This window comes from Winogradskya consettensis (genome assembly GCF_018332715.1).
In the GTDB taxonomy this organism is placed as follows: Bacteria; Actinomycetota; Actinomycetes; order Mycobacteriales; family Micromonosporaceae; genus Actinoplanes; species Actinoplanes consettensis.
Map to the genome: position 1 here is coordinate 167,120 of NZ_BOQP01000039.1, position 26,343 is coordinate 193,462.

The window sequence follows — 26,343 nt, forward strand, 5'->3', positions numbered from 1 at the left end:
CACCATGACCATCACCAGGCTCGGCCGCACGCTGACCTACGTGCTCGTCGCGGCGATCGCGCTCGCCATCGCCGTACCCGTCGCGTGGGTGCTGCTGGCGTCGTTCAAGGCGAAGGGCGAGTTCTACGGCAGCCCGTGGACGCTGCCGGCGGGCCTGCGGATCCAGAACTACGTCGACGCGTTCGTCACCGCGCACATGGGTCAGTACTTCCTGACCTCGGTGCTGGTGACCGTACTCGGGCTGGTGTTCGTCCTGGCCGTGTCGATCCCAGCGGCGTACGTCATCGCCCGTTACGAGTTCCGGGGCCGCGGTCTCGTCGAGGTGCTGCTGCTCGCCGGCCTGTTCGTGAACGTCAACTACATCGTCGTGCCGATCTTCCTGATGCTGGTCGGCTGGGACCGCTCGCTCGCGGACGTCCTGCCCGGCGGGTTCTTCATCGACAACCCCGCAGTGCTCTCCCTGGTGTACGCGGCCACGTCGATCCCGTTCAGCATCTATCTGCTGACCGCGTACTTCCGGTCGATCCCGGTCGACTACGAGGAGGCGGCGTCACTGGACGGCGCATCCCGGTTCCTCGTCATGACCCGGATCATGCTGCCGATGGCCCGCCCGGCGGTGACCACGGTGATCCTGTTCAACTTCCTGGCGTACTGGAACGACTTCATCATCGCGTTGACGCTGCTCCCCGGTGACGGCAAGACGCTGCAGGTCGGCCTGCTCAACCTCATGACGGCGCAGAAGGCCGCGGCCGATTACGGGCGGCTCTACGCCGGCATGGTCATCGTCATCGTCCCGGTCCTCATCCTCTACGCGCTGATCCAGCGCAGGCTGATCGAGGGCATGGCCGCGGGCGGGGTGAAGGGATGAACCTCGTGCTGATTCTCGTGCGCGCACTGGTGGCGGCCGCCTGTGTCACCGTCGTGGTGATCGCGCGGACCACGGTCGGGTGGCCGAACCTGCTCACCATGCTCGGCGCGCTGCTGGTGCTGCTCGTCGTGCTCGCCGCGTACAACCGGAGGCACCGATGAAGGCAGCGACGATCCGGCCGAGCGCTCGGCAGCTCGCCTGGCAGCGGATGGAGTTCTACGGCTTCCTCCACTTCGGCATGAACACCATGACGAATCGCGAGTGGGGCGAGGGTCACGACGACCCGGCCCTGTTCGACCCGTCGTCGCTCGATGCGGACCAGTGGGTGACCGCGCTCAAGTCCGCGGGCATGACCGGCGTCATTCTCACCGCCAAGCACCACGACGGATTCTGCCTGTGGCCCAGCGACGCCACCTCCTACACGGTGGCGTCCTCGCCGTACCGGAGGGACATCGTCGCGGAGGTCGCCGAGGCCGCGCGCCGGCACGGGCTCAAGTTCGGGATCTACCTGTCACCGTGGGACCGCACCGAGGCCTCATACGGCTCGGGCACAGGTTACGACGACTTCTACGTCGCCCAGCTCACCGAATTGCTCACCCGCTACGGGCCCCTCTTCACGGTGTGGCTCGACGGCGCGAACGGCGAGGGCCCCGACGGCAGACGCCAAGTCTACGACTGGGACCGCTACTACGCCGTGGTGCGGGAGCTGCAGCCCGACGCGGTGATCAGCGTCTGCGGGCCGGACGTGCGCTGGTGCGGCAACGAGGCCGGCGAGACCCGCCCCGACGAGTGGAGCGTGGTTCCGCGGTCGCTGCAGGACGCCGAACGGATCGCCTCGCTCTCGCAGCAGATCGACGACGGGACGTTCGCCACCCGGGTCCGCAGCGACGACCGCGACCTCGGCAGCCGGGCAGCACTGGCGGGCCAGGAGGATCTCGTCTGGTATCCGGCCGAGGTCAACACGTCGATCCGCCCCGGCTGGTTCCACCACCCGTTGGAGGACGCGCGCGTTCGCAGCGCCGACGAGCTGTTCGCCATCTACCTGCGCTCGGTCGGCGGCAACTCCACGTTCCTGCTCAACGTTCCACCCGCCCGCGACGGCCTGGTCGCGCCACCGGACCTGGCCGTTCTCTCGGCGCTGGGGGAGCTGATCGCGGACTTCCACTCCCGCCAGATCCCGCTTGAGCTCACCAACCCCGAAACCATCGAAGCAGTTGTCGTACGCGAGGACATCGCCCACGGTCAACTCATCGAGCACGTCGTGGTCCAGGGGCGCCGTGACGGGGAATGGACGACTCTGGCCGAGGCGAACGCGGTGGGCTACCAACGGATTCTGCTCTTCGACCCCGTCGAGGTCGACGCGATCCGGGTCGACATAACCGCATCGCGGGCCGAACCCGTCATCGATCGGGTCGCGGCAGTCCGGGCGGCGCGATGAAGAAGCTCCTGGCCGGTCTGGCCCTGGTCATAGCCGCGCTTGTCATCACCGGCGCCGTCCTCGCGCACCGCAGTGACGTGGTCGGCTCGATCGACGGGCACGACGTCACGCGGGACGAGCTGGTCTTCCATCGGGACAACGGTCGGACCCTCGCCGACGTCTGGACCGACAAGACGATCTTTGTGCTCGCGCAGGAGCAGGGGCTCACCGATTCCGTCGACTACGACGACTTCCTCGACGAGGTGGAGCGGGAGAACAAGCGCCGCGCCGACGCGATCGCCAAGGGCGAGACCGTCTACGGCGTCACCGACTTCGCGCCCGAGGAGTACTACACGCACCGGCTCGCCGAATTGCGGACCGGGCTCGAGAAGAAGCTCGGCGACGGTCCGCTCCTGGTCACCGACGCCGAGGTGCGGCAGAAGTTCGAGGCGTCGAAGGCGGACTGGAGCGCGAACGCCACCACGTACGCGTACACAAAACTCGTCGTTCCCGGTCCGGCCCCTACAACGATCGGTGACCGGCTGGCGGACGTGCGCATTCCCGGCGCGAAGCTCAGCAGGGAGACGTACGGCGGCGCCGCCGCGACGACCGGGCTGAGCACGCACGACCAGGACCTGATGGCGGTGCTCACGAAGCTCGCCCCGGGTCAGATCTCCTCCCCGGTTCCCGGCACCGGGCAGACCACGTACTACGAGCTCGACGGCACCACCGTCGACGAGAGTGCGGCGTTCGCCACCTACTCCCAGCGGATCAGGGCGGCGCTCGTCGAGGAGAAGTTCGACCGGTACATCCAGAGCCGGGAGCAGGACAGCCACATCGAGGTCGACATCAACCCAGAGGATGTGCAGTGAGAAAACCTGTCGGGACGGCTCTGGCCGTATTGCTCGCCGTGATGCTCACCCCCGCATTGCCGGCGTCCGCTTCCGCCGCTTCTTCCCCCGCCGCGTCTTCCTCCGCCAAGAAGTCGTGGCCGGGGAATTTCCAGAACGTGACAGGCGGCCGGGACTACTACATCGACGCTGCACTCGGTAGCGACCGCGCAGCCGGGACCTCGCCGAAGAACGCCTGGAAGACGCTGGGCAAGGCGAGCGCGACGACGTTCAAGCCCGGTGACCGGATCCTGCTCAAGGCCGGATCGCAGTGGAACAACGAGCAACTGTGGCCGAAGGGTTCCGGGACCACGCGGCAGCCGATCACGATCTCGGCGTACGGGGATGTGAAGCGGGGGCGGCCGTACATCGCAACGAACGGCAACGTGCCCAGCCCGTTCAACGCCAACGGCACCAAGAATCCCGAGACCGTCGGGCTGACCGGTGCGATCGTGCTGCGCAACCAGCAGGGCTTCGACATCAACAACATCGAGCTCTCGAACGACGACGACTTCGCCACGAACATCACCACCGGCACGTACGTTCGTGACGGCATCATGGTGTCGATCAACGCGGACAAGCTCGCCGCCGGCGCGGACACCGTCATGGACCATTTCCGGATCCACGACATCTATGTGCACAACACCGACGGCCCGAGCAGCTGGCAGAAGATCCACTACGGGGCCGTGAACTTCCAGGTCTTCGGGAGCAAGTCCTACAAGGAGTACGCCACCGGCGGTTACTACTTCAAGGACGTCCGCATCGAGGACAACACGTTCGTCAACGTCGAGCTGCATGCGGTGCAGTTCGCGTTCAACTGGTTCGCCGCGGACGGCGCGGACGCCGGGCAGTACGACGAGGCGGGCAAGTTCCATGAGGGCTGGGAGCAGCTCTGGGTGCGTACCCGTGATCTCTACAGCCGAGACGTCTACATCGGCCACAACTACGCCGAGAGCATCGGGCAGGGCGCGTTCCAGCTCGCCAACACCAAGCGCATGACGGTCGAGTACAACGAGGTCAACGGGTTCCTCGCGCGCTACGACGCGGTGTCCTGCGGGCTCTACCTCTGGGCCGGCGCCGACTCCGTCATGCAGTACAACGAGGTGTACGGCGGCCCCGACAACGAGTACGACGGCACGCCCTGGGACCTGGAGTACACGAACTTCAACGTCACCTACCAGTACAACTACTCGCACGACAACGCCGCGGGCTGGATGGCCTACATGGGCAACAGCTCAAACTCGGTGGCGCGTTACAACCTGAGCGTCAACGACAACGGCGTACTCGTGAAGAACATGCTGTCGACGAACTACTCGCCGACGTACTTCGTCAACAACACGTTCGTCTACGACGGCTCGGACCTCGCCCAGGTGCACGACGAGACGTTCCTGAGCCGCGTGTACTTCCTGAACAACATCTTCTACAACACGTCGCGGACCACGCCGACAACCTGGTACCGCAAGACCGGTGCGCTGCGTCAGGCGGTGTTCTCGAACAACGACTACTACGAGGCCGGCGGCGTCCACTCCACCCAGGAACCGGCCGACCCGGCCGGCCTGCGCGCCGATCCCGAATTCGTCGGCAACCCCGCCACCTACAGCACCGGCGACGTCAAGACCTACAGCACCGGCGACGTCAAGAAGGCCGCGGCTCGGTTCGCGCTGCGCAAGAGCTCGCCCCTGATCGACGCCGGCCGCTACAACCCGCACCTCGGCACCGCGGACATCCTCGGCACCCAGCTCTACTACGGCGACGCCCCGGACATCGGCGTCGTCGAGGCCCGTCGAGGCCCGCGCGTCACCAACCCGGTCGACACCGACCCGATCGAGAACGAGGGCCCCGACCGCGTCTCCCTCGCCCTGGGTAAGCCGGTCACCGCCAGCTCCACCCACCCGGGCGCCAACGGCACGCTCGGCGCGGTCAACCTGACCGACGGCAGCCTGAGCAGCCGGTGGGCCGCCGCCGACGACGCGACCTACCCGATCACGCTCGACATCGATTTCGGTACGGACACGACGTTCAGCGAGGTCTACCTCGACGAATACACCGACTCGGGCACCAACCCGCGGGTGCAGACGTTCTCGCTGCAACGCTGGGACGCCGCGACCGGCACCTGGGTGACGTTCGCCGACGAGGCGAACGGTATCGGCCACGACCTCACCGTCACGGGCTTCGGCAGCGTCACCACCAGCAAGCTGCGGGTCGCCCTGACCGGCCAGATCGCGACGGAGATCTACACCCCGTCGCTCACGGAGATCAGCGTCTACTGATCCCCTGAACGGGAGGCGGGGTGGCGCCGGGCCGCCCCGCCTTCTTCCTACGCTGCTGTTCTTTCTTCCTACGCTGCTGTTTCGGTGCCGCCCGGCACCAGCGTGACGGTGCCGTTCTCGTGGTCGACGGTGAAGAGGGTGCCCGGCGGGAAGCTGCCCAGCACCTCGGGCGGCAGCTGCACGGTGCCGTCCCCGGCGACCACGGCGAAGTCCTGCCCGTCGCGGCCCTCGGCGCCGACCCGGCCGTCGCGGATCGTCACCGCGCGGCCCAGCCGGGAACCCACCTCGTTGTCATGGGTGACCACCACGATCGTGGTCTGCCGCTCCTGGTTCACCGTCTCCAGGGCTTCGAGCACCTCGTCACGCCCGGCCGTGTCCAACCGGCTCGTCGGCTCGTCGACCAGCAGCAGCCCCGGGCCCGCGGCGATACCCACGGCCAGCGCGGCGCGTTGCCGCCCGCCCGGGGTCAGCTCGGCCAGCCGGGACCGGCCCATGCCGGGCAGCCCGACCAGGTCGAGGATGCGGTCCGGGTCGTCCAGCTTGATGCCCCGGGTGTGCGCGGCGCGGCGCTGCGCGAGCCAGATGTTGCGATGCAGGGATGCGTACGGCAGAAGGTTGCGAGCCGCGCCCTGCAGCACCACGCCGATCTCGGTGCCACGCAGCCGGGACACCTCGGCGTCGGAGAGCTTGCCCATGTCGTACGTGCCGATGTTGATCCGGCCCGCCGAGGGTCGCATCATCCCGGCGAGCAGGGAGATCAGCGTCGACTTGCCGGACCCGGACGGCCCGACCAGCGCGAGCGTCTCCCCGGGAGCGATGGAGAGGTCCACGCCCGCGAGCGCGACCACGTCACCGGCCTCGGCGCGATAGATGTGCACGACGCGCCGGCAGGCCACCGCAAGACCGTTCATGACGCACAACGTAGCCGCTCGCGTCGACGAACGGGAGCCCAAGGTCGATTAGGACGAGGGCGCCCATAAGTGACGTCCGCTAATTGTCTAGGGTGAGCCCGTGCGTGACATCGCAGTCTTCACCGGCAGTGCCCATCCCGAGCTGGCGGCGGAGATCTGCGAGCACCTCGGCGTGCCGCTGCTGCCGACCAAGACGTCCCGGTTCGCCAACGACTGCATAGAGGTCCAGCTCCAGGGCAACTGCCGCGAGCGGGACGTCTTCCTGATCCAGCCCCTGGTGCCCCCGGTCCAGGAGAACCTCGTCGAGCTGCTCTTCATGCTCGACGCGGCGCGCGGGGCGTCGGCGGGGCGGATCACGGTGGTGCTGCCGCATTATGCGTACGCGCGGAGTGACAAGAAGGATGCCCCGCGGATCTCCATCGGAGGCCGGTTGGTCGCCGACCTGCTCCAGACCGCCGGAGCGCACCGCATCCTCGCCATGACGCTGCACTCCCCGCAGGTCCACGGCTTCTTCAGCGTCCCCGTCGACCACCTGCACGCGCTGCGGGAGCTCGCGCACCACTTCCGCGGCTACGACCTGAGCAACACCGTCGTGGTCTCCCCGGACCTCGGCAACGCCAAGGAGGCGGCCGCTTTCGCCCGGATGCTCGACATCGAGGTCGCAGCGGGCGCCAAGCAGCGTTTCGCCGACGACAAGGTCGTGATCAGCTCGGTGATCGGTGAGGTGGCGGATCGCGACGTGATCATCCTCGACGACGAGATCGCCAAGGGCAGCACCGTCTTCGAACTGCTCGGCCGGCTGCGCGAGCGCAACGTACGCAGCATCCGGGTGGCGTGCACGCACGGGCTGTTCGCCTCGCAGGCCGTGCAGCGGCTGTCGGCGGAGAAGGACGTCGAGGAGATCGTCTGCACGAATACCGTGCCGATTCCGCAGTCGACCCGCTCCGACAAGCTGACCGTGATCTCGGTGGCGCCCGCGCTGGCCGAAGCCATGCGGCGCATTCACAACGGCGAGTCGGTCAGCGCGCTCTTCACCTGACGCTAAGTGACAATCCTTCACCTTTAGGTTGTCACTCTGGGTTGCTGAGACGGCACGATCGCCGTCGGTAACTACCGGCAGAGTGCCTGTTCAACGGACATTCGACACCTTTGTTGATGCGCACTCTGCGTTGACAACCCGGGCTCGTTGATGATTACATTCGGTGTACGCCGGGACGGGTTGTGACCGCCTCGACCGGTGGCCCGGGAGATCGTTGAACGGGGGATCGCGCGGGGCGTAGCAGGCCCGCCGAGCTTCGATCTGCCGGGACGGCTCGACCTTCGCAGGTGTGTCTTTGGTGGCACACAGTGCTTGTTGTGGCGGCATAAAGCGCCTTCCACCTGCGTCGATTCGATCCCTGGGCATGTGGCGTTTGTCCATCCCCCGGTCGGGGGAGCGATTAACCTATGTTCAGGTTGATCTCCCCGGGTATGCGGGCAGCGCTGTGCTAATCCGCGCAGACCTGTGCGACGCTGGCCGTCGCAAGATCCGAAATTGCTTCGATCCGATCACCGCAGGTCACAGCGCGCGGACCGAGGCCATGAACACATCGGAGGACACGTGGCAAACATCGAGACGTCCCTCAAGGAAGCGATGGCCATCGATGGCGCCATCGGCGTCGCACTGGTCGACTACACCAGCGGACTCACGCTGGGCGTCCTGGGCGGCGGGGCGACCATGGACATGAACGTGGCCGCGGCGGGTAACACCGACGTGGTCCGCGCCAAGGTGCGCACCCTGGAGATGCTCGGTCTGTCCGACTCGATCGAGGACATCCTCATCACGCTGGACACGCAGTACCACCTGATCCGACTGCTCAAATCCACGCGCAGCGGTGACGCGTTCTTCCTCTACCTGGCGCTCAACAAGAGCCGCGCCAACCTCGGCCTGGCCCGGCACCAGCTGCGCAAGATCGAATCAGACCTCGAGGTATGACGGCCGCAACCCGGAGCATGTCGGAAACCGTCACCAACGCGGTGGCGGATTTCCGGGCGCTCGTACCAGACTGCGTAGCCGCGGGCCTCGTCGACATGTCGACCGGCATGATGCTGGCCGTCGACACCCTCGACAACTACCCCAGCGAGCTGCTCGACCTGCTCGCCGCTGCCACGTTCGACCTCTTCCAGGGCCGCAACGTGACCATGATCGAGGAGATCTTCAAGGCCCGGCGCGGTGTCGAAACCGTCCGGCACTACTTCCAGGAGATCGTGGTCAACAGCGACAACCTCGTCCACCTCTTCCTGCGCAGCCAGGCCAACCAGGACTTCGTCGCCGTGATCGTGTGCCGCCGCGACACCAAGGTGGGCATGGTCTTCGCCCAGGCCAGAATCGTGATGAAGCAGCTGGAAGCCGGCTTCGCCAGCTGACCCGCAGGAGGCTTCACATGAGTTTGGACGAAGCACTGCGAATACCCGGCGCGTACGCGGTGGCCCTCATCACCGCCGACGAGCCGGCCCTCACCTGGTGGGGCCGATCCCCCACCGACCGGGAAGCCCAGGCCGCCTCCCAGGTCGGCCGGGCCGCCGCCGACCTGGTCCGCCTCAGCTCGGTCAACGTCCTCACCGACACCCTCGACGACGTCCTGGTCACCAGCGCCCAGGCCTTCCACGTCCTCCGCCTCATCCCCACCCCCAACGGCCAGGACCGCGTCGCCCACCTTATGCTCCGCCGAGCAGGCGCCAACCTGGCCATGGCCCGCCACGACTTCCGGCGCCTGACCTCGGCTTATGCCACGGAGACTGCCCCGGCATCTGCCGCGGGCGAGTCGCCGGCTGTGGGTGAAGCGCTTACGGTGGTCGGTGGACCGGCTGTGGGGGAGTCGTATGCGGAGGGCGCTGCGCCTATGGCGGACGTTGCGCCTGCGGTGGAGGAGGCGTCTGCGGTAAGCACTGCGCCTGCTGCGGAAGTTGCGCCTGCGGTGAGCATTGCGCCTGTGACTGGAATTACGCGGGCGGAGGCGCCTGCGGTGGAAGTTGCGCCTGTTGTGGAGGAGGCGTCTGCGGATGTCTCACGCGCGGAGATAGGGGCGCACGCCGCGGCGGAAACGCAGGCGGAAGCACGTGCGGTGAATGGCGTGCCTGCGGTGGGTGTCGCCCACGAAACGGCCGCTGTTCCGGACGAGCTGATGATGCAGGATGCATCATCAGGTGGGGAAGCGGACAATGAGGTCGTCATAGGGCGTGCGACCGAGCCGGCTTTGTCGACCGAGCCGAAGGGTGCGGCGGAGGCTCGGGCTGCGGAGGCTGAAGAGCCTGCCGAGCCGGAGTTGTTCGCGGGGCTCGAGACTTTGGTCGCGCGTGGGTCCTCGGCCGGGCCTGAGGCTGTCAACGGGATGCCGGTAGCGGACGTGGAGGCGTTGCCGGTTTTCTCGAGGGCTCTGGAAGGCGAACCGGAGATCTTCCGGGATGCGGTCGCCGAGTTCACGGCGGCATCCGAGCCTGACCTCGCGCCCAAGGTCGAGCCTGACCTCGCGCCCAAGGCCGAGCCTGACCTCGCGCCCAAGGTCGAGCCTGACCTCGCGCCCAAGGTCGAGCCTGACCTCGCGGCGGAGGTCGAGCCGGACCTCGCGCTCAAGGCCGAGCCGGACCTCGCGCTCAAGGCCGAGCCGGGTCTGGCATCCAAGGCCGGGCTGGACGTCGCGGCCGAGGTCGAGCCGGGTCTGGCAGAAGAGTCCGAGTCAGGCCTCGCGACCGAGGTCGAGCCGGAGATGGCGCTCAAGGTCGAGCCGGACGTCGCGGCCGAGGTCGAGCCGGATGTAGCACCGGAGGCTGGGCCTGGGGCTGCAGCGCAGGCCGGGGCTGAGAGCGTGGCTGAAGACTGGTCCGAGGTTGAGGCGGAGGCGGAGCTCAGCGACTTCGAGGAGGAGCCTGGGGCCATTGCTGAGCTGGAGGCGCTGGACGTACCGGATTTCGGTGATGAAACGCACGATGGGGCTGGTCGTGAACCGGCGGTCGATGCGGGCGAGTATGAAGATGATCGTGGTTCAGGGCTCGACGAGGCGTCCGATCCGGAGCAGGATTCGCTGGTGGAGACGGAGAAGCCGATTCTTCCTCGGCGGTCGCCGGGGACGGAGAATCTGCCGGCGGCTGCAGTGACGGCCAAGGCTTCGCCGGCGGCTTGGCTGGATCTGCTCGGTCAGCCGTATTTTAACGATGAGACGGTGTTGGAGCGCGTTCTCGGCTCGCTCAAGCGCCTGTAAGACCCCCCGATTGTCAGACGCGCGAGAAGAGACCCACCGGTGCAGAGCACGACCAGCGATCAGCAGTACAACGCCGTCCGCGCGGAGCTTGCCGCGCTTCGGCATCAGGTGACCGGCGTGCAGGGGTGTGTCATCGCCGGCGTTGATGGGCTGCTGATTCTTCATGACACGATGTCCAACACCGAGCCGCACGACCTGGCCGCGCTGGCGGCGGGGGCGCACGGCATCAGCCGTACCTGTGGCAGTGCCCTGAACCAGGGTGGTTTCCATGAGTGCACCATCCATAACCACCAGGGTTATCTGGTGGTCTACGCGGTGGGTGAGTTGGCCCTGCTCGCGGTGCTCGGCGACGAGAAGATGAACGTCGCGCGGCTGCACCTCGAGGCCCGCTCGGTGACCGCGCGCCTGGCCGCCCTGCTGGAGATCAAGACGGTTCAGCAGGCGCACCCGTTCGATCAGCGCTGAGCGGGGAAATCGGTCGACAGCGTCAACTCTTCCCAGGCGAGGAGGTCGGCGTCGACGGCCGCGCGGCCCGCTCGGACCAGGCGCAGGGCGTCGGAGCCGAGGACGAGGTGGCGCGGCGGTTCGGGTGCGTCGATGACCTCGAGGACGGCGGTTGCGGCGTGGGCGGGATCGCCCAGTTGGCGGCCGCTGGCCTCGTGGCGGGCGTCGCGGATCGGGTCGAAGAGGGCGTCGTAGTCGGGGATGGATCTTGGGGCCCGGGTCATGGAGCGGCCGGCCCAGTCGGTGCGGAACGAGCCGGGTTCCACCGCTGTGACGTGGATGCCGAAGGGCGCGACCTCTTTGCCGACGGCTTCCAGGATGCCTTCGAGCGCGTACTTGCTGCCGCAGTAGGCCGCGACACCCGCGAAGCCGGCCAGTCCGCCCATCGAGGTGACGGCGAGGATGTGGCCGCGGCGGCGTTCGCGCATGAAGGGCAGCACGGCCTGGACCGTTGCCGCCGCGCCGAAGACGTTCACGTCGAACTGGGCGCGCAGGGCGGCCAGCGGCGTCTCCTCGAACGTTCCCTCCAGGCCGTAGCCGGCGTTGGCGATGAGTACGTCCACCGCGCCGACGGTCCGCTCGACGTCCGCCACGACGGCGAAGACCGCGCGCTCGTCGGTGACGTCGAGGACCCGGGCGTGGGCGCGGTGCGGGTCGAGGGCGGTGAAGGCCGTGGCGTCGGCGTCCTTGCGGACGGTGCCGACGACGGTGTGGCCCGCCTGCAGGGCGGCGACCGCGAAGGCGCGGCCCAGGCCGGTGCTGACGCCGGTGATCAGGAAAGTCTTCATGCGGCAAGCTTGTGCGCGGGTGGCGACCGCAACCAGGACATGTCGTACCCAGGCTCCGCGCGGTAAAGGGCCTTAGCCTCGGGTGATGACCGGCAACAACCTCGGCGAGTTCCTGCGCGCGCACCGTGGCAGGCTGCGGCCCGGCGACGTGGGTCTGCCGTCGTACGGCACGCGCCGGGTGGCAGGTCTGCGCCGTGAGGAGGTCGCCGCGCTCGCGGGCATGAACGGTGACTACTACGCCCGGCTGGAGCAGGGCCGCGAGCACAGTCCGTCGGCGCAGATCCTCGAGGCGATCAGTGCCGCCCTCCGGCTGGACGGCCCGGCCCGCGAGCACCTGTACCGGCTGGCGGGAACGGTGCCGGATGCCCGGCGTACGCCGAAGGAGGCGGTGAGTGCGCCGTTGCAGCAGCTGCTGGACGCGTACACCACTGTGCCGGCTTTTGTCCTGAACCCCGCGAAAGACTTCGTGGCGGCAAACGCCCTGGCCGAGGCGTTGTTCTGCCCGTTCGAGACGGTGGACAACCTGGCCCGCATGACGTTTCTCGACCCGGCGGCCAAGCACTTCTTCGTCCACTGGGAGACGTTCGCCGAGTCGATCGTGGCCGGGCTGCGGCACGCCACCGGCATCGACCCCGCGTACGCCCGGCTGAGCGAGGTCGTGCGCTCGCTGAACGAGCAGAGCGAAGCCTTCGAGACGCTCTGGTCGTCGCACACCGTCTACGGCAAGACCCAGGACACCACGGAGTTCGATCATCCCGAGGCGGGGCGGCTCGCCCTGATCTCGCAGTCCTTCGACGTGCGAGCAGCCCCGGGTCAGCTCATGGTCATCTATCAGCCGGAACCGGGGGACTGCTCAGGCGCGGGGCGGCTGCGGGCCGCACAGGGTCCTGATCGCGGCGAGCAGCGTTGAGCGGGTGAACGGCTTCTCGACCAGCATGCTGTTGGCGTCCAGGTGCAGCTGCGGGCCGAGCGACGCGGCCGTGTAGCCGGACATGTAGAGCACCGGCAGGTCCGGGTGGTGGGTGCGCAGCGCGCCGGCGAGCTCCGGGCCGGTCATCGTCGGCATGACCACGTCGGTGATCAGCAGGTCCGGGTGGGCACCGGCGGCGACCTGGGTGACCGCCGTCAGCGCGTCCGTGGCGACCGTGATCTCGTAGCCGGCCGGCTCGATCAGACGCTGCACCAGCTTGGCGACCTCGGGCTGGTCCTCGACGATCAGGACTCGGCCGATCACCTGCGGGGTGGTCTGGCGATCGATCGCCGGCGCGGTGCGCTCCTCCGCCGCGGGCAGGTAGAGGTGGACCGTCGTGCCCATCCGGGGCGCCGACTCCAGCACGATGTGACCGCCGAATCCCTGCACGATGCCCGCCGTGGTCGCGAGGCCCAGGCCGGACGCGGTGGGCCGGGTGGTGAAGAACGGTTCCAGGGCGCGGCGGCGGGTCTCGTCGGTCATGCCCGTGCCGGTGTCCTGGATGACCATGTGCACGATCCGGCCCGCGGGCGCGTTCTCGGCCAGCTGGCCGGGTTCGACGACCTCGTTGGTGGCGGCGACCCGCAGCATGCCGCCGTGCAGCATGGCGTCGCGCGCGTTCGCCGCGAGGTTGACGAGTGCCTGTTCGAGCGGGCCGCGCTCACCGCGTACCGGCCAGATGTCGGGGCTGAAGGCCAGATCGAGGCCGATCCGCTCACCCAGGGTGCGGGAGAACAGGCTCTGCACGTCGGTGAGCAGGTCCGGGATCGGGATGATCTCCGGCCGATTTCCCTCGGTACGCCCGAACGCCAGCAACTGGTGCGTCAGCGTCCGCCCGGTCCCCACGGCATCCAGGATGTCCTTCGCCATCTGGTGCTGCGGCGTGCCCTCGGCGGTCGTCGTCGCGATCATGTCGGCGGAACCGGCCACGACGGTCATCAGGTTGTTGAAGTCGTGCGAGATGCCACCGATCAGCTGGCCCATGCTGTCGAGCCGGCGCAGATGGTCGAGCTGGCGCTTGAGCCCCTTGGCGTCGATGTGGTCGGTGGTGTCGGTGACCATGCAGAGCACGCCCATGTAGCGGCCGTTCTCGTCCTCCAGCGGCATCATGCTCATCCGTACGCTGCGGTGCGACCCGTCCGCGCGCAGCAACCGGGTCGCGCCGACGGTCGACCGGCCGGCCTTGCACTCGGCGAGGCGGCGGGTCAGCTCGGCCTGGCCGTGGTCGTCGAGGAAGCCGCGCAGCGAGACGTTGATCAGCTGGTGGCGCGGCATGCCGAGGACGACACCGATGGGCTCGTTCGCATACGTCGCGCGGCCCTCGTTGTCGAGCTGCAGCACGCCCTCGGGGATGGTTTCCAGGACCCGGCGGTACCGTTCCTCGCTGGCGCGCAGCCGCTCGATCGCCCGCGCGGACGATACCGCGAGCGACAACTCGCCGGCGATGTCGCGGGCCAGCTCCACCTCGGCCTCGGTGTAGATCGACTCCGGGGTCGAGCGGGTCAGGATCAGATAGCCCATGTACGTGTTGTCCACGATGATCGGGCAGAGCACCGCCGCGTGCACCACCGGCAGCTGACCACCCGGATCCAGGTACGCCGAGTGCCGCGGCCGGGGCAGCCCGGTGACCGGCTCACCCTCGTCACCGGAGAGCACCACGGGACGGCGGCTCGCGGCGAGGCTCGTGGAGAAGTCGTCATCCGGCTGCTCGCCACTGCGGTCGAGCAGGCGTGCGTACGGCACCGCGAGCTCGTCGTCGGCATGCAGGTAGGTGATCGGCTCGTAACGGCCGTCGTCGCCCAGCAGCTGCACCCCGGCGCCGTCACCGATCATGTCGGCGGCGGCGCGGGCGGCTGTGGCGCGGACCTGCCCGGCGTCCTCGGCGGCCCGGCTCAGTGCCAGTGCCAGATCTGCCAGCGCGTACCGGAGCGGATAAGCCATGACACCCATGTGGCAACTATCGGCTGAATGGCCACGCGGTGCGGGCGGTTCAGGAGGAATGCAACCGACCGGACGAGGTCGGTCCCACCAGTCTCATGCGCAACGAGGCAGCCCTGCCCCGGTGACGGCGGCCTCCGGGGGTCTCCGCCTGCCGCCAACTCAGGCGCCGCGGGTTGCGTCGCGAAACCGGCGGACATAAGGATTTCTCGGTGGATGAGGAAAAGAAAGAGATCGAGCATCCCGTACGCGCCGAGACCGTCAAGGTGCCCCCGCCGCGCCGCGTGAACCAGCCGGCAGAGTGGCGCTGGACCCGCCCCCGGGAAGGGTTCGGGACCGGGTAGGGTCGCGGACCATGCGAAGACTGCTCGTGGCCGGGCTCGCGCTCGGGGCCGTCGTGTTCGGGCTCGGGGTCGCGTTCACGGCCGAGGCCGCGGCGGTGCCGGTCTACCACCCGACCCGGCTCAAGTACGTCGGCGACGCCCAGCAGATCGTGGTGGTCACCGGGACCGGGCGCAAGACAACGACGGGGACGCTCCGGGCGTACCAGAAGAATGCCGATGGGTCCTGGACTCAGAAGTTCGCGGGTATGGCGGCCCGCAACGGTTACGGCGGCTGGGTGTGGGGGTCCCAGCGGGTGCAGAACACCGGCACCACGCCGATGGGGACGTTCCACATCACGACGGCGTTCGGGCTGAAGGCCAACCCGGGCACGAAGATCAAGTACACGAGGGCCGACAGCGGCGATTACTGGGTCGGCGACAACAAGGACCCGAAGACGTACAACCTCTTCCAGCCGTGGGCGTCTGGCACCCGGACCTGGCGGGTGGGTGAGTCCGAGCGCCTGGCGGCCTTCCCCACGCAATACGAGTACGCCGCCATGATCGACTTCAACCGCCCGGTGGCCGCGTCGGTCACCTGGAACTCCGCGCACTCGGAATACGTCACGTCCAAGCCGGTCAGCGTGAAGCGCGGCTCGGCGATCTTCCTGCACATCAACGGCTCGGGATCGACGGCCGGCTGCGTGTCCGTGTCCCGTGCCAACATGATCAACCTGCTCAAGTGGCTCGACCCGGCCAAGAAACCACGCATCGTCATGGCGCCGCTCGCCGACATCCAGAACGCCTGAAATAAGCTCGCGCGTTCCTGCGTTACCGCCTACCGTGATCGCCATGTTCGCACTCGGTCTGCAGCTGCCCGCGGGTTCCCCCGCGGTGGCTCCCGTGTGCTCTTTGCTGAACAGCGGCGCTGATACCCGAATCTGACCCTTCCCCACCAGCTCCGAAGAACCCAGGGGAAGGGTGGTTCGACCCTGCGTGGGTTCTCCCGTTTCTTACCGCCAGTAAGGACATTTCCATGGCCAAGAGCCAGTATACCCGGACCAAGCCGCACCTGAACATCGGCACGATGGGTCACGTCGACCACGGCAAGACGACCCTCACCGCCGCCATCACCAAGGTCCTCGCCGACCGCGACCCGGCCACCACCCGGTACGTCGCGTTCGACGGGATCGACAAGGCCCCGGAGGAGCACGACCGCGGCATCACCATCAACATCTCGCACGTCGAGTACGAGACGCCCGCCCGCCACTACGCCCACGTCGACATGCCCGGGCACGCCGACTACGTGAAGAACATGATCACGGGCGCGGCGCAGGTGGACGGCGCGATCCTCGTCGTCTCCGCCCAGGACGGCGCCATGCCGCAGACCCGGGAGCACGTCCTGCTCGCCAAGCGGGTCGGCGTGCCGTACCTCGTGGTGGCGCTCAACAAGAGCGACGCCGTCGAGGACGACGAGCTGCTCGACCTGGTCGAGCTCGAGGTCCGCGAGCTGCTGAGCGACTACGGCTTCCCCGGCGACGAGGTGCCGGTCGTCCGCGTCAGCGCGCTCAAGGCCCTCGAGGGCGACCCGCGCTGGGTCCAGTCCGTCGTCGACCTGCTCGACGCGGTCGACGCGTACGTCCCGATCCCGCCCCGCGAGCTCGGCGAGCCGTTCCTGATGCCCATCGAGAACGTCCTCACCATCAGCGGCCGGGGCACGGTCGTCACCGGCAAGGTCGAGCGCGGCATCCTGCGCGTCGGCGACCAGGTCGAGGTCGTCGGTCTCGGCGAGACCATCAGCACGGTCGCCACCGGGCTCGAGACGTTCGGCAAGAGCCTGCCGACGGCCGAGGCGGGTGACAACGCGGCGGTCCTGCTGCGCGGCATCAAGCGCGACCAGGTGCAGCGCGGCCAGGTCGTCGCGCTGCCCGGCAGCGTCACCCCGCACAAGAGCTTCAAGGCCCACATGTACGCGCTCAGGAAGGAGGAAGGTGGCCGGCACACGCCCTTCGTCGCGAACTACCGCCCGCAGTTCTTCTTCCGCACCACGGATGTCTCCGGCGCCATCGACCTCGGCGACCTCGCCATGGTCATGCCGGGCGACAGCGTGGACCTGACGGTGCACCTGGGCAAGGAGGTCCCGATGCACGTCGGCCTCGGCTTCGCGGTCCGCGAGGGCGGCCGCACGGTCGCCGCCGGCACGGTCTCCGAACTGCTCGACTAGCTTCCCCCGGCGCGGGCCGGTTCGCCTTTCCGAGGCGGGCCGGCCCGTTGGCCAGTTGCGGGCTGCGGGCGGCGTGCAGCGGGCATTGGGCTGCGTGCCGCGGTCCCGGCTCGCTGGCTCAGTTTGTGAAATGCGCGCCGGGGACCGGGTAGGTCTGTGGCGGCACCGGGACCGACTCGTGCCGCGAAGGCGCCCGGAACTGCAGCGTGTCGCGGACGTTCTTCTGCACCGCCACACCGGCGAAGAGGGTCATGGCGAACGCCAGGCCGTAGAAGCCCTTCTCGCTCAGCGCCATGTCACTGTTCCAAAGCCCGACAACCAGCATCAGTACGGCCAGAGCGACCACCGACCACGACAGCCCCAGATACAACGCGGACACGGGCAACCCGTCCGCCCGATCGCGCACAGACTTCTGCAACGACACTGCCGCGAACACCCCGAGCACCAGCACCGCCGCGTAGAAGCCCTTTTCGCTCCTCGTCATCGTCGCGTTCCACAGCCCCACCGCGAACGACACGAACCCGATCACCAGCACCGCCCAGGAGGCGCCGACGAACGCAGCGGTGGGTTTGCTCGGCGACGACGCTTGATTTGCCACGGCGGACTGCATCGGCGGGAAGTCAGTCTTCCTGAGAGGTCTTCTTCCGCAGCTCCTCTTCCCGGCGGCGCAGATCGGCCTCCCACTTCTTCATCATCGACTCGTCGTCCTTGAGCGAGCTCGCGAGGTTGCGCAGGAACGCGGGATCGTCGTCGGGCGCGAGTGGTCCCTTGCGCGCGGGCCGCTCGTCCTCGGGAAAGCCGCTCCCGGGCCGCCACTGCTCGCCGTTGCTCATCCGGATCGCCCGCGGGGGACGGCCCGCCACGAACCACGCGATCGCACCGATCGGCGAGAACAACAAAATGATGAAGACCCAGGCCACCCGGGGCAGTGCCCGGATCGCGTACTCCTCGGAGGAAAGACAATCGATCAAGGCAATGACCAGCAGCGCCAGGTCGACAAGCATGAACAGCGAGTAGAGGCGGAACATGACGACGATGTTCCCAGACTTCTCCCAGCTTCGTGGTACCTCCGAACGGACATTCCGGACCCCTCCGACGGCCAATCCGGGCGGGGCGTCAGGGGGTGAAGTCGGTGGCAGCGGTACCGAGGAGGATGGTGCCGTCGAATGCTCTGACGGTCACCGTGGTTGTTCCGGTGGGGAGGGATACGTCGGCGGTGGCGACGTTCCAGAACGCGGGGACCAGGATTTCGGCGGCGTCACCGATCCGGTAGCCGTAGCTCGTGACGTCGTCGGTGCCGGCGATGAACATCAGCAGGGTGCTGACCTCGCCGGGGCCGGTGGGGTTGAGCACGATCCTGGGCACGATCCTGGGCAGGATGCCGGCCGGGGCCAGGGTTCCTCGTCGAACGCTCATGGCGCGACGTTAGCGGCAGAACAAGACATCGAAGTCCATGCGCGGAGAACTTCCGGCGGCGGGTAACTGATGTGAGGTCGCAGGCTCGGACGAAGCTCGGGCGGCCGAAGGACAGGGAGCTTCGGGTTGTCCTGCGGATCACGCCGAGCCGCGTCCACAGGAGCGGGCGCGCCCGCCGCTGCCGGCTCGGAAGAGGTCAGGGCGGGGCCGGGACCGGAGCTGCCGGCACGCGAGGTGGTCGGCAGCTCCGGAACCGTCAGAGGGTGAAGTCCGTGGAGGCGACGCCGAGCAGGGTGTCGCCGTTGAAGGCCCGGACCGTCACGGTGGTTGTCCCCGCGGGCAGGATCACCTCGGCGGTGGCGAAGTTGCCGACCGCGGGGACGAGGATCTCGTCGGCGTCGCCGATGCGGTAGCCGTAGGTGGTCACCTCCGTGGTGCCCGAGATCGACATCAGCAGGGTGCTCACCTCGCCGGGCGCTGCGAGGTAGAAGCCGATTCCGGGCAGGGTCTCAGCGGGGTCAGTGGGCGGAACCGTATCCGTGGGCACCGGAACGCCAGGACCCCCGGGCACTCCAGGCGCTGACGGCGCGTCCGGAATCCCCGGCCCGCCCGGCAAACCCGGTGCGTCCGGCAGATCCGGCAGGCCCGGTGAGTCCGGCAAGCCCGGCAGGTCGGGCGATCCGGGCACGCCCGTCCCGTTCGGAGAGCCGGGGATGTCGGTGGGCGCGGGTGAGGCGGGGGAGTCCACGACGGGTGGGGTGGTGCCGCCCGGGGTGCCGGCGACGGCGGGGGACGCGCCGATCAGTGCCCCGGCCGCGATGACCGCGACGACGGACAGAAGTGCTGGTCCTCGGTTCATTGCCGTGCCTTGTCTGTGATGGACGCTCCGGTGGCGACCGTGAAGTTGTACTCGCGGGGGTCGGAGGCAGTGTCGTCGGCGGTGTGGCTGGTTACCCGGAGGGTTTTCCAGCCTTCGCTGTCCGGGGTGATGACGATGGTGGCCGTGCCGTCCGGGGCGGCGTCGACGGTCTGGTCGTCGCCGTATTCGTAGCTGTAGGTGTAGCTCTGCACGTCGGGTTGGGCCGGGTGGAAGGTGAAGGTGCCCGCGATGCCGGGGGCGCCGGCTTCGGTGCCTTCCGGGTAGTCGGGGGAGGTGATGGTCGGGGCGTCGGAGACCTGGAAGGTGAGGGTGCGTTCGGCGGAGGTGGTGCCGTCGGAGAAGTGGGTGCGGGCGCGGATCGTGTTGGCGCCGGCGTGGTCGGGGATCACCGTGATGGAGGCGCCGCCCCCGTCGAACGGGACGGTGAGTTCGGGGCCGTCGTTGAAGTGGTAGCTGTAGGAGGCGATGCCCGGGGCGGGGCTGTGGAGGGTGATGGCCAGGGGACGGCCGATGCCGTCGGCCGGGGGCCAGGAGCCGGCGTTGTCGACTCCGATGGTGGGCCGGGGGTCGAGCACTGTCGCGTTGACGTGGGTCTCGTCGGAGACCGTGCCGGCGGTGGTGAGTGAGGTGACCGTGACGGCGACGGTGCCCGGGGTGGGTGGTGTCCAGCGGACCACTGCGGTGCCGTCGGGGCCGGCGGGGACGTCGCGGGCCGGCTCGGAGCCGGCGGTGAACCGGTAGGTCGCGACGTCGGCGTTACGCGGGGTCAGCGTGAGGGTGCTTTCGCGACCGGCGACCCCACCGGTGCCGGGCCAGAAGAGGTCGTCCGATGTGACGCGCGGCGCGTCGCTGACCGTGAAGGTCTTGGTCGCCTGGCTGAGTGGCGCATCGCCCTCGAACGACCGGGCGGTTAGCGTGACCGCACCCTTGGCGGTGACGGTGAGCGGAACCTCGGCGGCCACCTGGTTGGTACCTTCCGCCACGGCGGGCACCCGGATCTCGGCGGCGTCACCGACCCGGTAGCCGAAGGACGTCACCGTGGTCGCGCCGGTCGAGAGGCGCAAGGTGCTCGGGAGCCCGACGCCGGCCACGTCCAGTGCGATGGCCGGCCGGATCTCGCGCACGGCGAAGGTATAGGACGTTTCAGGGCTGCGGTTCTTCGCGGCGTCGAGGGCCGTCACGTACAGGGAGATGATCCCGTCGCGGGTCGGGGTGTATTCGATGGTGACGGGAGCGCCCGGTGTGGGCGCCGGGAGGACTGTCTGGGGGGTCGAGCTGCTACGCCACACGTACGCGACCACATCCGGGTCGCCCTCGGCGTCGAAGCGGAACGTGCCGGGTTTCCCGACTCCGTTGTGGAACGAGCCGTCGGCGGGGTATTCGGCGGAGGAGACGACCGGGCCCCTGGCCGGGGCGACGGCGTCGACGCGCATGAAGCACGGCGCCGACCAGGCGGTGTCGTTGGTGCCGTCGGTGGCCTGGGCCTGGAAGGCCAGCACGGTGCCGTGGGCGAAGTCGGACGGGCGCCACTCCTTGCGGGCCGGGCCGCTGTAACCGGAGACCGAGCCGACGACCACCTGACGCTGGTCGGGATGGTCGACGGGCCAGATGGCGAAGCGGGCCTGCGGTGAGTAGGTGTCGGGATCGCTGACCTCGGCCGACAGATAGACCGAGCCGGCGCCGGGGATCACGGTGGGTGCGTCCTGGGCGGCGCAGGCGTTCTGGTCGTAGAGCTTGACGTCGCTGATGGTGGGCGGGTTGTTGACCGCCGCGTGGGCCGGCGCGGCGGTCAGTAACACCAGTGCCAGGGCAGCCGCTGCCCCTTTGATCACAATCACTGTCGATGTCCTCCCCGTTAGAAGTACCGCAGAATCTAGCGGGCGGGTACGACAGGAATCAGGACTACGGAGCCACTTTGGACACGTACTCCGTGGTGTAGGTCTTGCTGAGGTCGACCTGGTCCTTCTTGCCCTTGACGTTGGGGGAGAAGAGGCTGAGCACCTCCAGGACGTTGCGGGCGCCCTCCTCCTTCATGAGGCCGTCGCCGTTGAACATGCCGATGCTGTCGTGCACGGCCTTGACGTAGAGGTCGGGGTTGCCCGCCGCGTACTCCTTGGGCATCTTGGCCGCGATCTCCTCCGGCTTGTGGGAGCCGATCCAGCGCAGGGTCTTGACGAGGGCGTTGGCGAGTTTCTGCACGGCCTCGGGGTGTTCGCCGACCCAGCCGCAGTCCATGTAGAGGGAACTCGCCGGGTAGAGACCACCGAGCGCTGCTTTCGTACCCTCCTCCGTACGCATATCGATCAGCACTTTGCCTTTGCCTGTGCTGACGAGCTGGGCCGCCGTGGGGTCGGTGGTCATGCCCGCGTCGATGCCACCGTTGTCGATCGCGGCGATGAACGTCTGGCCGGCACCGGCCTTGACCGTGGTGTAGTCGCCGCTCTCGAGCCCGGCCTTGGTGGCGAGGTACTGGGTGAGGAAGTCGGTGGAGGAGCCGGGGCTGGTGACGCCGAGCTTCTTGCCCTTGAAGTCGGCCGGGCTCTTGACGTCGGAGTCCTTGCCGACGATCTCGACCTCGCCGGGTACGTCGGCGAACTGCACCACGCTCTCGATGCACTTGCCCTTGGTCTGCAGGTCGATCGTGTGGTCGTAGAAGCCGACAACGCCCTGCACGTCGCCCGCGATCAGGACGTTCTCGGCCGTCGCGCCGGAAGGTTCGGTGAGCAGTTGGACCTGCAGCCCCTCGGCCTTGAAATAACCGAGCTGCTCGGTCAGCTTCGCGGGCAGGTAGATGACCTTGTCGATGCCGCCGACCATGATCCTGATCGACGGGAGCGTGCCGTCGCCGCCCGCGTCGTCGGGGCTGGTGCCGCGGCAGCCGGTCAGCGCCAGGGCGGTGCAGCAGAGCAGTGCCAGGACTTTACGCATTCTCGGCTCCTTGCAGGGCGGGCGGCCGCCAGCGCAGCAGCCGGTTCTCGAGCAGCGTCAGCAGCCACTCGGCGAGCAGGGCGATCACGGTGGTGATGATCATTCCGGCGTAGATGCCGGCCGCGTCGAACGTGCCCTGGGCGTTCGCGATCAGCAGGCCGAGGCCCTTGTCGGCGCCCGCGTACTCGCCGACCACCGCACCGATCAGCGCGAAGCCGAACGCCGCGTGCAGCGACGCGAAGATCCAGGAGGTGGCGCTGGGCACGACGATCGAGGTCAGCACCTGCGAGCGGGAGGCGCCCAGGATGCGGGCGTTGTTGACCAGGTTGCGGTCCACCTCGCGGGCGCCCTGGAAGGCGTTGAAGAAGACCGCGAAGAAGACCAGGACGACGGCGGTGGCGACCTTCGAGGTCAGGCCCAGGCCGAACCAGATGACGAAGAGCGAGGCGAGCACGATGCGTGGCACCGCGTTGGCCGCCTTGATGAACGGTGCCGCCACGTCAGCGGCGAACCGGGCCCGGCCCAGCAGGATGCCGAGGACCACGCCGCCGATCGCGCCGATGATGAAGCCGAGCACGGCCTCCTGCAGGGTGGTGGCGATCTGGATCCAGACCGAGCCGAACGCGGTGCCCTCGGTGAACCAGTCGACCAGCCGCTCCCAGATCAGCGTCGGCTTGGAGTAGAAGAACGGGTCGATCCAGTGCGAAGCCGTCAGCTCCCAACTGCCCAACCAGACCACAACGACAGCTACGCGTACGCCCCACAGCTTGCCCAACCGCCGACGGCGCACCGACCCCGTGGAAAGAGCGGGCGGCGCCAGGGTCTCAGCTTGCACGGCCCATCGCCTCCGCCCGTGCCCGAGCGACCTCTTCACGCAGCGTGTCCCAGATCTCGCGGTACGCGGCGACGAATTCCGGGGTCAGCCGGATCTCCTCGACGTCCCGCGGCCGGGGCAGCGGCACGTCGAAGATCGCCTTGACCGTGGCCGGGCTGGAGGTCATCACGACGACCCGGTCGGCGAGCGCGATCGCCTCCTCGAGATCGTGGGTGACGAAGATGACCGCGGCACCCGTGCCTGCCCAGAGCCGTAACAGCTCGTCCTGCATCAGCGCCCGGGTCTGCACGTCCAGCGCGCTGAACGGCTCGTCCATCAGCATGATCTTCGGCTCGTTCACCAGGGTCTGCGCGAGCGCGACCCGTTTGCGCATGCCGCCGGAGAGCTGGTGCGGGTAGTACTTCGCGAACGCCGCCAGCCCGACCCGTTCGACCCAGACCATGGCCTTCTCGCGAGCCTGCTGTTTGCCGAGTCCCCGGAACCGTGGCCCGGCGGCGACGTTGTCGAGCACCGAGCGCCAGGGCAGCACGGCGTCGGACTGGAACATGTAGCCGACGCCGTCCGGGATGCCGCGGACCGGCTCGCCGTTGACGTCGACCTCGCCGCTGGACGCCGGTTCGAGCCCGGAGACCAGCGACAGGGTGGTGGACTTGCCGCAGCCGGTCGGCCCGACCACGGCGACGAACTCGCCCGCGTCCACGGTGAAGGTGAGGTCCCGGACGGCGGTGTGCGGTTCGCCGCCGGTGCCGGGAAAACGTTTAGTGGCGTTACGCAGCGATATCACGCTCATGCGACGCTCCCATCGTGTTTCCTCAATATTTCGCAGGGCCGACGCGCTGAACACCCTCCGCGGCGTTGACCGCGTATTGCGCGTTTTGCTCGCGGCTCACCGGCGGTACGCTCCGGCCATGTTTCGCCGGCGTTACCGGGTCTCCTTGGTGCGACAGGCCTTGGCGTTGCAGGCGGCCGTGCTGCTCGTGGTGGTCGGGCTCGGCTTCGCCCTGGTCGCCCGGTTCTTCGATCAGGAGCTGACAGATCAGTACGCCACCCGCGCACTCGCCGTCGCCCGCACCCTCGCCGCCGACCCGCTGATCGCCCGCGCCGCGGCGGCCGACGACCCCGGGCACGTGTTGCCGGCCCGGGCCGAAGCCGCGCGCTCGGCCAGCGGCGCCCTGTTCGTGGTCATCACCAACCGCTTCGGCATGCGTCTCGCCCACCCCAACCCGGACCGCCTCTACGAACCGGTCAGCACGGACCCGTCCGCGGTCCTCAACGGACACGACACCATCAGCGTCGAACGCGGCACCCTCGGCCTGTCGGCCCGCGGCAAGACCCCGCTGCGTGACGGTCAGGGCCGGATCGTGGGCGAGGTCAGCGTGGGTTTCAAGACAGATCAGATCCGCGGGTACGTCCTGAGCCGCCTCGGCGTCGCCGCTCTGCTCGCGGGCTGCGCGCTGCTGCTCGGCATCGGCGGCTCGGCCCTGCTCACCAGGCGGCTGAAACGGCTCACCCTGGGCCTCGAACCGCACGAGATGGCCGCACTCATCCGCGAGCGCGAGGAGCTCGACGCCGTTCGCACCCTCAGCACCGCCCTGCGCGCCCAGCGTCACGAGTTCGCCAACCGCTTGCACGTGCTCTCGGGCCTGCTCCAGAACGGTCACCACGGCGAGGCCCTCGAATTCCTGCACGCCGTTACTTCGCCGGTCCCGCCCACGGAATCCACGGTGGACGACCCCTACCTGCAGGCTTTTGTCGCTGCGAAGACGGCGGAAGCGGCGGAGAAGGACGTGCGGCTGACACTCGCGGACACCACGTGGGTCGGCGCCCGGGTGACCGCTCCGGTGGAGGTGACCACGGTGCTCGGCATCCTGGTGGACAACGCGCTCGAAGCTGCCCGGCTCGGCCCCCGCCGCCCCGCGTGGGTCGACCTGGCGCTGCTCGAGGACGACACCGCGCTGCACATCTCGGTCGTGGACTCGGGTCCGGGCGTACCCGTCGATCTGGTCGAGAAGATCTTCACCGCCGGCGTCTCCACCCGCGACGGCGACGGCCGGGGCCTCGGCCTCGCCCTGGCCCGCCAGGCAGCCCGCAAACTCGGCGGCGACGTGCGGCTGGCCCGAGCGGCCGGCGACGGCCACGGCGCGATCCTCGAAGCCCGCCTCCCCGGAGCCCTCTCATGACTTTCCGCTCTCCAGGAGGCCTCACGTGATCGCCGTGCTGGTCGTCGAGGACGACTTCCGGGTGGCCAAGGTCCACGTCGACTTCACCCACCGCGTCGACGGCTTCACGGTCACGGCAACGGCCCGCACCGCCGCCGAGGCGCGCGCGATCCTCGCGACGACCCCGATCGACCTCGTCCTGCTCGACACGTTCCTGCCCGACGAATCCGGGCTCGACCTGCTCCGCGACCTGACCGTCGACGCCATCATGCTCACCGCGGCCAGCGACGCGGCGACCGTACGCACGGCCTACGCCCGTGGCGCCCTGAACTTCCTGGTCAAACCGTTCACGGCGGAGCAGCTGGGGGAGCGGCTCTCGGCGTACAAACACTATCGATCGGTCCTGTCCGGAGACCGCACCCTCACCCAGGACGAGATCGACCGCTGCTGGCGCCTCCTGCACGACGCCGACCGCCCAGCAGCCCCCAAAGGCCAATCCGCGGTGACCGTACGCCTGGTGAGCACCGCCCTCCGCCACGCCCCCGGCCCCCGCACGGCCGCCGAGATCGCCGACGAGCTGGGCATCTCCCGAGCCACCGCCCAGCGCTACCTCGCCGCCCTCGCCCGCGACGGCACCGCCGAAATGAGGTTGCGCTACGGCGCCACCGGCCGCCCGGAACACCGTTACCGCTGGCTCGCCCCATCCTGATTAACTGGATGCGGTCCGCCTTTTTCCGGCGCTCGGGCCGATCGTTTTTAAAATCGCTGCCGCGCTGGGTAGGCCAGG

The 26,343-nt window shown here is 68.6% G+C and carries 27 protein-coding genes; 16 read left to right on the forward strand and 11 right to left on the reverse strand.

All coding sequences use genetic code 11. The features are described from left to right. Window positions 1-4 precede the first annotated feature (4 nt). Genes Aco04nite_RS33045 through Aco04nite_RS49775 form a run of 5 tightly spaced genes read left to right on the forward strand, consistent with a single transcriptional unit; the run spans window position 5 to window position 5,445 of the window. On the forward strand, window positions 5-868 hold the full coding sequence (locus tag Aco04nite_RS33045) for a carbohydrate ABC transporter permease (RefSeq protein ID WP_213001157.1): 864 nt from the start codon (window positions 5-7) through the stop codon (window positions 866-868). Next, on the forward strand, window positions 865-1,029 hold the full coding sequence (locus tag Aco04nite_RS33050; protein WP_213001158.1) for a DUF6903 family protein: 165 nt from the start codon (window positions 865-867) through the stop codon (window positions 1,027-1,029). Before Aco04nite_RS33045 ends, Aco04nite_RS33050 begins: the two co-directional genes overlap by 4 nt. Next, window positions 1,026-2,306 carry an alpha-L-fucosidase gene (locus tag Aco04nite_RS33055; RefSeq protein WP_213001159.1) on the forward strand — a complete coding sequence of 427 codons (1,281 nt, stop codon included), beginning with the start codon at window positions 1,026-1,028 and terminating at the stop codon, window positions 2,304-2,306. The genes Aco04nite_RS33050 and Aco04nite_RS33055 overlap by 4 nt, the downstream gene beginning before the upstream one ends. Next, a complete protein-coding gene (locus Aco04nite_RS33060; RefSeq protein WP_213001160.1) occupies window positions 2,303-3,157 on the forward strand; it encodes a hypothetical protein in 855 nt (284 codons plus the stop codon). Before Aco04nite_RS33055 ends, Aco04nite_RS33060 begins: the two co-directional genes overlap by 4 nt. Continuing rightward, window positions 3,154-5,445 carry a galactose-binding domain-containing protein gene (locus tag Aco04nite_RS49775; RefSeq protein WP_213001161.1) on the forward strand — a complete coding sequence of 764 codons (2,292 nt, stop codon included), beginning with the start codon at window positions 3,154-3,156 and terminating at the stop codon, window positions 5,443-5,445. Before Aco04nite_RS33060 ends, Aco04nite_RS49775 begins: the two co-directional genes overlap by 4 nt. Window positions 5,446-5,513: 68 nt before the next feature. On the opposite strand, the gene Aco04nite_RS33070 is transcribed toward Aco04nite_RS49775, so the two are convergent. Further along, the gene (locus Aco04nite_RS33070) at window positions 5,514-6,356 is read right to left on the reverse strand and encodes an ABC transporter ATP-binding protein (protein ID WP_203837582.1); all 843 of its coding nucleotides are present in this window, start codon (window positions 6,354-6,356) and stop codon (window positions 5,514-5,516) included. Between the two features lie 100 nt (window positions 6,357-6,456). Between Aco04nite_RS33070 and Aco04nite_RS33075 the strand changes: the two genes are divergently transcribed. The 5 genes from Aco04nite_RS33075 (at window position 6,457) to Aco04nite_RS33095 (ending at window position 11,059) form a co-directional block, all read left to right on the forward strand. Further along, window positions 6,457-7,395 carry a ribose-phosphate diphosphokinase gene (locus Aco04nite_RS33075; RefSeq protein WP_203837583.1) on the forward strand — a complete coding sequence of 313 codons (939 nt, stop codon included), beginning with the start codon at window positions 6,457-6,459 and terminating at the stop codon, window positions 7,393-7,395. A gap of 561 nt (window positions 7,396-7,956) precedes the next feature. After that, window positions 7,957-8,331, forward strand: a complete 375-nt coding sequence (locus Aco04nite_RS33080) for a hypothetical protein (protein ID WP_203837584.1) — start codon at window positions 7,957-7,959, stop codon at window positions 8,329-8,331. Beyond that, on the forward strand, window positions 8,328-8,762 hold the full coding sequence (locus tag Aco04nite_RS33085; protein ID WP_203837585.1) for a hypothetical protein: 435 nt from the start codon (window positions 8,328-8,330) through the stop codon (window positions 8,760-8,762). The genes Aco04nite_RS33080 and Aco04nite_RS33085 overlap by 4 nt, the downstream gene beginning before the upstream one ends. A gap of 17 nt (window positions 8,763-8,779) precedes the next feature. Beyond that, window positions 8,780-10,594, forward strand: coding sequence for a hypothetical protein (locus tag Aco04nite_RS33090; protein ID WP_213001162.1), 1,815 nt, complete (start codon window positions 8,780-8,782; stop codon window positions 10,592-10,594). Window positions 10,595-10,633: 39 nt separating this feature from the next. Next, window positions 10,634-11,059 (forward strand): roadblock/LC7 domain-containing protein, encoded by a 426-nt coding sequence (locus Aco04nite_RS33095; protein ID WP_203837587.1) that lies wholly within the window; start codon window positions 10,634-10,636, stop codon window positions 11,057-11,059. On the opposite strand, the gene Aco04nite_RS33100 is transcribed toward Aco04nite_RS33095, so the two are convergent. Next, entirely contained in the window at window positions 11,050-11,886 is an 837-nt protein-coding gene (locus tag Aco04nite_RS33100) for an oxidoreductase (protein WP_213001163.1), read from the reverse strand. The genes Aco04nite_RS33095 and Aco04nite_RS33100 overlap by 10 nt on opposite strands. 85 nt (window positions 11,887-11,971) lie before the next feature. On the opposite strand from Aco04nite_RS33100, the gene Aco04nite_RS33105 reads away from it, so the two are divergent. Further along, the gene (locus Aco04nite_RS33105) at window positions 11,972-12,796 is read left to right on the forward strand and encodes a helix-turn-helix transcriptional regulator (RefSeq protein ID WP_213001164.1); all 825 of its coding nucleotides are present in this window, start codon (window positions 11,972-11,974) and stop codon (window positions 12,794-12,796) included. On the opposite strand, the gene Aco04nite_RS33110 is transcribed toward Aco04nite_RS33105, so the two are convergent. Beyond that, window positions 12,740-14,806 carry a hybrid sensor histidine kinase/response regulator gene (locus tag Aco04nite_RS33110; RefSeq protein WP_213001165.1) on the reverse strand — a complete coding sequence of 689 codons (2,067 nt, stop codon included), beginning with the start codon at window positions 14,804-14,806 and terminating at the stop codon, window positions 12,740-12,742. The genes Aco04nite_RS33105 and Aco04nite_RS33110 overlap by 57 nt on opposite strands. 200 nt (window positions 14,807-15,006) lie before the next feature. Here Aco04nite_RS33110 and Aco04nite_RS49780 point away from each other — a divergent pair, with 200 nt between their 5' ends. From Aco04nite_RS49780 to tuf, 3 genes are all read left to right on the forward strand, one after another. Next, a complete protein-coding gene (locus tag Aco04nite_RS49780; RefSeq protein WP_280519399.1) occupies window positions 15,007-15,138 on the forward strand; it encodes a hypothetical protein in 132 nt (43 codons plus the stop codon). 11 nt (window positions 15,139-15,149) lie between these two features. Continuing rightward, entirely contained in the window at window positions 15,150-15,923 is a 774-nt protein-coding gene (locus tag Aco04nite_RS33115) for a L,D-transpeptidase family protein (protein ID WP_213001166.1), read from the forward strand. 227 nt (window positions 15,924-16,150) lie between these two features. Further along, the gene (gene tuf / locus Aco04nite_RS33120; RefSeq protein WP_213001167.1) at window positions 16,151-17,338 is read left to right on the forward strand and encodes an elongation factor Tu; all 1,188 of its coding nucleotides are present in this window, start codon (window positions 16,151-16,153) and stop codon (window positions 17,336-17,338) included. Window positions 17,339-17,456: 118 nt separating this feature from the next. Here the strand turns inward: tuf and yiaA are convergent, their stop codons facing one another. The 8 genes from yiaA to Aco04nite_RS33160 all read right to left on the reverse strand — a co-directional run bounded on the left by yiaA (window position 17,457) and on the right by Aco04nite_RS33160 (window position 24,187). Beyond that, entirely contained in the window at window positions 17,457-17,936 is a 480-nt protein-coding gene (gene yiaA, locus Aco04nite_RS33125; RefSeq protein ID WP_213001168.1) for an inner membrane protein YiaA, read from the reverse strand. A gap of 22 nt (window positions 17,937-17,958) precedes the next feature. Beyond that, a complete protein-coding gene (locus Aco04nite_RS33130; RefSeq protein WP_213001169.1) occupies window positions 17,959-18,366 on the reverse strand; it encodes a PLD nuclease N-terminal domain-containing protein in 408 nt (135 codons plus the stop codon). Window positions 18,367-18,454: 88 nt separating this feature from the next. Next, window positions 18,455-18,754, reverse strand: coding sequence for a hypothetical protein (locus Aco04nite_RS33135; RefSeq protein WP_213001170.1), 300 nt, complete (start codon window positions 18,752-18,754; stop codon window positions 18,455-18,457). Window positions 18,755-19,010: 256 nt separating this feature from the next. Then, window positions 19,011-19,613 (reverse strand): hypothetical protein, encoded by a 603-nt coding sequence (locus Aco04nite_RS33140; protein WP_213001171.1) that lies wholly within the window; start codon window positions 19,611-19,613, stop codon window positions 19,011-19,013. Beyond that, entirely contained in the window at window positions 19,610-21,472 is a 1,863-nt protein-coding gene (locus Aco04nite_RS33145) for a hypothetical protein (RefSeq protein ID WP_213001172.1), read from the reverse strand. The genes Aco04nite_RS33140 and Aco04nite_RS33145 overlap by 4 nt, the downstream gene beginning before the upstream one ends. Window positions 21,473-21,536: 64 nt before the next feature. Beyond that, complete coding sequence (locus Aco04nite_RS33150; RefSeq protein WP_213001173.1) at window positions 21,537-22,562, reverse strand: ABC transporter substrate-binding protein; 1,026 nt, start codon at window positions 22,560-22,562, stop codon at window positions 21,537-21,539. Further along, window positions 22,555-23,397, reverse strand: coding sequence for an ABC transporter permease (locus Aco04nite_RS33155; protein ID WP_213001174.1), 843 nt, complete (start codon window positions 23,395-23,397; stop codon window positions 22,555-22,557). The genes Aco04nite_RS33150 and Aco04nite_RS33155 overlap by 8 nt, the downstream gene beginning before the upstream one ends. Further along, the gene (locus Aco04nite_RS33160) at window positions 23,387-24,187 is read right to left on the reverse strand and encodes an ABC transporter ATP-binding protein (RefSeq protein ID WP_203837600.1); all 801 of its coding nucleotides are present in this window, start codon (window positions 24,185-24,187) and stop codon (window positions 23,387-23,389) included. Before Aco04nite_RS33160 ends, Aco04nite_RS33155 begins: the two co-directional genes overlap by 11 nt. A 118-nt stretch (window positions 24,188-24,305) precedes the next feature. On the opposite strand from Aco04nite_RS33160, the gene Aco04nite_RS33165 reads away from it, so the two are divergent. After that, window positions 24,306-25,577: a sensor histidine kinase gene (locus tag Aco04nite_RS33165; RefSeq protein ID WP_213001175.1), complete on the forward strand. Its 1,272-nt coding sequence runs from the start codon at window positions 24,306-24,308 to the stop codon at window positions 25,575-25,577. A gap of 25 nt (window positions 25,578-25,602) precedes the next feature. Next, on the forward strand, window positions 25,603-26,265 hold the full coding sequence (locus tag Aco04nite_RS33170) for a response regulator (RefSeq protein ID WP_213001176.1): 663 nt from the start codon (window positions 25,603-25,605) through the stop codon (window positions 26,263-26,265). The last annotated feature ends 78 nt before the right edge of the window (window positions 26,266-26,343 follow it).